This window comes from Gramella sp. AN32, assembly GCF_023718305.1.
In the GTDB taxonomy this organism is placed as follows: domain Bacteria; phylum Bacteroidota; class Bacteroidia; order Flavobacteriales; family Flavobacteriaceae; genus Christiangramia; species Christiangramia antarctica.
Genome location: NZ_QEYO01000036.1, coordinates 1 through 5351, shown reverse-complemented (window position 1 = coordinate 5351; position 5351 = coordinate 1). Strand labels below are relative to the sequence as shown.

The window sequence follows — 5351 nt, the reverse complement described above, 5'->3', positions numbered from 1 at the left end:
TACAGGCCCTCTCAATGAGGGTACTACTTTTTTTTCATAACTTTCAATCTTATGTTAATACCTACTTAAAGGTAGTGAATAGTGATCTAATGATTGCTTGAAGCTACCTTTAGGTTTAGTTCAACATTGTATAAAAATAATAGCTGTTTAATTGCTAAAACAAAATGAAAATCATAAATCAAACAGCAGTATAAACCCGAAAAGTAAGTGGATGAAAATCCGCTACTATTCTTATACGTTACCGTTGGCAAACATTAAAACAAAAATAAAATATGAAAAAAATGAATTTAATTTATGGAATTCTACTAATAATTTTGACTTCCATTAACGGGCATGCCCAAGAATATGAATTAGAAGAAAAAATAGTTACTGGAATTTTTGAAGTGAAAGATCAAAATCAATCTGAATTATTTTCATCTATCAATAAATGGATTTCCATAAATTATAACTCGTCTAAAAATGTTATCCAATTAAATGACAAGGAATCGGGAACAATAATAATTAAAGGAATAAATGAAGTGTCCTATGCAAACAATATGAAATCTCTTTATCCAAATAATAAATATATGACGGATAATCTAACAACCCAATTTAATCATTTAATAGAAATCAATATAAAGGATAATAAATATCGTATTATTTATAGGATAACAGATATAGCAAGTGAAGATGCTGGATATAATGATATTGTATTTAAAAATGTTGGTTTTACGGGAGTTAATACAGAAAGTTTAAATTTTTATAATGAAATAATAGATGAGAATTTAAAAAAAGGAATGATTGGAGAGAAGAAAAGAGAAAAATTTAAATCTTTGACAAAACCAATGTTCGAAGAATTGAATAATAATCTTCTTAAAGATGTTAAAGCAACAATGAGATCTATTGAACAGTCCGTAAAATCGGAATCAAAAGACGAGTGGTAATCAACGTTTGCCAACATCGTTTAACAGCAAATATCGGGCATTGTGGTGAAAAGTGTTATTTTAGAGACCAAGTAGAAAACAACAAAGCTGACAAGTTCGCGTCCCTTCTATGTTGTAAATCAAATTTCAGACGACTTTTTTCCTATATTTAACATGTTAGCCTGAAGGGGAATTGAGCGCTGCTGGAGAGCAACTCAACAGCAATAAGGCTTTCGACGATGAATAGAGGTCCCTATTCAACAAGGGACCTTTTTAAATTTATTCATTGTCCTCCATGGCTAAGAAAACTCAAGGTCTTATAGCTTAATCAGTAATTGTAATATTATAAAACAGCCTTCTATTAACAGACTCTAAGGAGCTGCATCGTCTTGTTTAGTTTATATAAATAAGTGCGCCGTAGTCTACTAAATGACAGTCGTGAACGCTGCAGGGACGCGGAAACGGTCACACTTGGAAATAGCTGTTTTATAAATCACTCTGTTAATCCTATTTATATCCCAGTTCATATCTGGTTTGGTTATTCAGGACAAATCTCATCCTGCTCAATATTTTTTTAGTAATGCGTATGATCGCCTTATTGGGTTTCATTCTATGGCCAAGTTTTGAATAGGTGGCTCCCAGGGCCGGATCTTTTCCTATTGCCTTCCAGGAGGCTTCTATCATAATATCCCTGAGAATACGATGCCCTCTGGGAGTGATTTCTCCGATTCTTTCGTTTCCTCCGGAAGAATTGGTAGATGGCACAAGTCCTATGAAACCACATAGCCTGTCCAGGCTTTTGAACCTTTTTATGTTTTCTATCTCTGTGAGGAAAGTTATGGCCGTGATATAACCTACTCCCGGTATGGATTGTAGAAGTTCCATATTTTCCCTATACCGGGCAGTGACAGAAAGTGCCTTGACTTTTCGGTTTATATCGAGCTTTTGCGCATAAAAGTAATGGTACTTAGCTAAATGACCATCCAGGGTTTCCCTGAAAGGGCCAATCTCCATTTCTGTAAGCCATTTGATGAATTTCCTGGTCCAGTTATCCTTGCTCAACTCTTCCGGAATATCAATCCCGCTGCAATAAAGGAAAGATTTGATCTGCGTCTTTGTTTTTGCCAGGTCTCTGGCAATGGTTTTTCTCAAGCGAACAAGGCTCCTATCCGCCAGGGTCTGGAGCGAGGGAATATAAATGGGGGTCAATTCACCGTTCTTTAGCGAACGGGCGATTTTTTTACTATCTCTCGAATCATTCTTTTGAACCTTTTCTTTTCCGGTCGTGGGAATATCTGCAGGGTTCACCACAATAGATTCAATACCCAGGCCCATTAAACGGTAATGAGGCATAAAACCCGCAAAGCCAGCTTCATAAGCACTAAAGTAACTACCTCCGGGATAATTCTCCTGTAGATGGTTGAAGAGGGTTTTAGCATTCGCATTTTGTGAAAAGGTTTTCTGGTAATAAGGATCCATCATAACCGTTACATTCCAGCTCTTAAGGTGCGTGTCGATGCCTACATAAATTTTTTGGCCGGTGAAATCGAATTGTGTACTTTGTGTCTGCATAGGTTTTGGATTTTAAAGTAAGTAAGTGACTAGATATTACTATATTAAAATAACTATCTGAAACTTATGCTTTTATTCTTTATACAAACATAGGGCCTACTCCACGCCACTTGCGTTAAACAAGACCGTTATGCATCATCGAATCTGAACAAAAAATTATTTTAATTGGAAGAAGAATATTATTTTATTTTTAAAAGCTGGAGTTTAGACAGTAATCAATGGTCTATACTAATTGGTTCTATCGGATTTTTACTAACATTAATTGGATTTGCTATCGCTTTTAAGATTTATAAAAACCAAAGAAAAGATAGTGCACAAGATGCTTATGTATTTTTTCAATTATCATTGCCAGATCTAAATAATGCTATTCTATCAACCATACAAAATCTTGAAAATTTTATAAAAAACTTAGAAAATGACAACTTTTCTAATCCGATACTTTCCGCTTCTCTTAATGATAAGTTTATTAATAAAATAAACATCGTTGATTTGGTTAGATATTATAATCAAGAAAAAAAACAGAAAATACAGAATTTAAAAGATTTATTAATTGATGCAAATTTCTTTGGAGATTATCATTCATACTTTACTAATGAGATCAATTTTTTTAGAAATAACTACTTGGAAAAAGAGGCACAGTATTCGAAATGGCAACTTTTGAGAACTAATAAATTTTTCTCTTCAATGGCTGATCAGAACGAAGAGGATTCTTATAAAAGATTTTATGCCAATTGGACAAAAAATTTGAATAAAGATTCAGAAGTGTTTGAACTTAATGAAAAAGGTGAAGCTATAAAAATGATTAATCGTCCCTTATTAATTAAAAAACACCTTATTCCATTAGCTAAGGAAATTGTACCGTTTATTCAATTTAGCGAAAAAGCTAATGAGATTAATTTGATTTCAAATCAAATAATAGCTGCATATGATGATATTGAAGAAATGAAAATATCAATTGAAAAAGTATTCAAAAATGATATTATTAAGTTTAAAGAAATAAATAATCTTTTAGATAAAATCATAGAACAAGACGATGCATAACATCGGTTAAGCGCAAATAGCGGGCATTCTTGTGAAAAGTAATATTTTAGATACCAAGTAAAAAACAACTAAGCCGACAAGAACGCGTCCCTTCTATGTTGTAAATCAAATTTCAGACGACTTTTTTCCTATATTAACATGTTAGCCTGAAGGGGAATTGAGCGCTGCTTCTATGTTGTAAATCAAATTTCAGACGACTTTTTTCCTATATTTAACATGTTAGCCTGAAGGGGAATTGAGCGCTGCTGGAGAGCAACTCAACAGCAATAAGGCTTTCGACGATGAATAGAGGTCCCTATTCAACAAGGGACCTTTTTAAATTTATTCATTGTCCTCCATGGCTAAGAAAACTCAAGGTCTTATAGCTTAATCAGTAATTGTAATATTATAAAACAGCCTTCTATTAACAGACTCTAAGGAGCTGCATCGTCTTGTTTAGTTTATATAAATAAGTGCGCCGTAGTCTACTAAATGACAGTCGTGAACGCTGCAGGGACGCGGAAACGGTCACACTTGGAAATAGCTGTTTTATAAATCACTCTGTTAATCCTATTTATATCCCAGTTCATATCTGGTTTGGTTATTCAGGACAAATCTCATCCTGCTCAATATTTTTTTAGTAATGCGTATGATCGCCTTATTGGGTTTCATTCTATGGCCAAGTTTTGAATAGGTGGCTCCCAGGGCCGGATCTTTTCCTATTGCCTTCCAGGAGGCTTCTATCATAATATCCCTGAGAATACGATGCCCTCTGGGAGTGATTTCTCCGATTCTTTCGTTTCCTCCGGAAGAATTGGTAGATGGCACAAGTCCTATGAAACCACATAGCCTGTCCAGGCTTTTGAACCTTTTTATGTTTTCTATCTCTGTGAGGAAAGTTATGGCCGTGATATAACCTACTCCCGGTATGGATTGTAGAAGTTCCATATTTTCCCTATACCGGGCAGTGACAGAAAGTGCCTTGACTTTTCGGTTTATATCGAGCTTTTGCGCATAAAAGTAATGGTACTTAGCTAAATGACCATCCAGGGTTTCCCTGAAAGGGCCAATCTCCATTTCTGTAAGCCATTTGATGAATTTCCTGGTCCAGTTATCCTTGCTCAACTCTTCCGGAATATCAATCCCGCTGCAATAAAGGAAAGATTTGATCTGCGTCTTTGTTTTTGCCAGGTCTCTGGCAATGGTTTTTCTCAAGCGAACAAGGCTCCTATCCGCCAGGGTCTGGAGCGAGGGAATATAAATGGGGGTCAATTCACCGTTCTTTAGCGAACGGGCGATTTTTTTACTATCTCTCGAATCATTCTTTTGAACCTTTTCTTTTCCGGTCGTGGGAATATCTGCAGGGTTCACCACAATAGATTCAATACCCAGGCCCATTAAACGGTAATGAGGCATAAAACCCGCAAAGCCAGCTTCATAAGCACTAAAGTAACTACCTCCGGGATAATTCTCCTGTAGATGGTTGAAGAGGGTTTTAGCATTCGCATTTTGTGAAAAGGTTTTCTGGTAATAAGGATCCATCATAACCGTTACATTCCAGCTCTTAAGGTGCGTGTCGATGCCTACATAAATTTTTTGGCCGGTGAAATCGAATTGTGTACTTTGTGTCTGCATAGGTTTTGGATTTTAAAGTAAGTAAGTGACTAGATATTACTATATTAAAATAACTATCTGAAACTTATGCTTTTATTCTTTATACAAACATAGGGCCTACTCCCGCAACTTGCGATAGTGTGCCGAGCAAGCAATGACCGGCAATAAATAGTCATTGTGAACTATAATTAAGATGGTAGAACCGACCTACCAGTGTCGTCTTATAGGAGAAGGCATTAAACC

Annotated in this window: 4 protein-coding genes; 2 read left to right on the top strand and 2 right to left on the bottom strand. The window is 35.5% G+C overall.

Annotation, left to right across the window (positions count from 1 at the left end):
- The first annotated feature begins 272 nt into the window (after window positions 1-272).
- Window positions 273-923: a DUF4468 domain-containing protein gene (locus DHD80_RS19665; protein ID WP_251743176.1), complete on the top strand. Its 651-nt coding sequence runs from the start codon at window positions 273-275 to the stop codon at window positions 921-923.
- A 486-nt stretch (window positions 924-1409) separates the two neighbouring features.
- Here the strand turns inward: DHD80_RS19665 and DHD80_RS19660 are convergent, their stop codons facing one another.
- A complete protein-coding gene (locus tag DHD80_RS19660) occupies window positions 1410-2474 on the bottom strand; it encodes an IS110 family transposase (protein ID WP_251743174.1) in 1065 nt (354 codons plus the stop codon).
- 165 nt (window positions 2475-2639) lie between these two features.
- Here DHD80_RS19660 and DHD80_RS19655 point away from each other — a divergent pair, with 165 nt between their 5' ends.
- Window positions 2640-3515 carry a hypothetical protein gene (locus DHD80_RS19655; protein WP_251743175.1) on the top strand — a complete coding sequence of 292 codons (876 nt, stop codon included), beginning with the start codon at window positions 2640-2642 and terminating at the stop codon, window positions 3513-3515.
- Between the two features lie 549 nt (window positions 3516-4064).
- Here the strand turns inward: DHD80_RS19655 and DHD80_RS19650 are convergent.
- Entirely contained in the window at window positions 4065-5129 is a 1065-nt protein-coding gene (locus tag DHD80_RS19650) for an IS110 family transposase (RefSeq protein WP_251743174.1), read from the bottom strand.
- Between the last annotated feature and the right edge of the window lie 222 nt (window positions 5130-5351).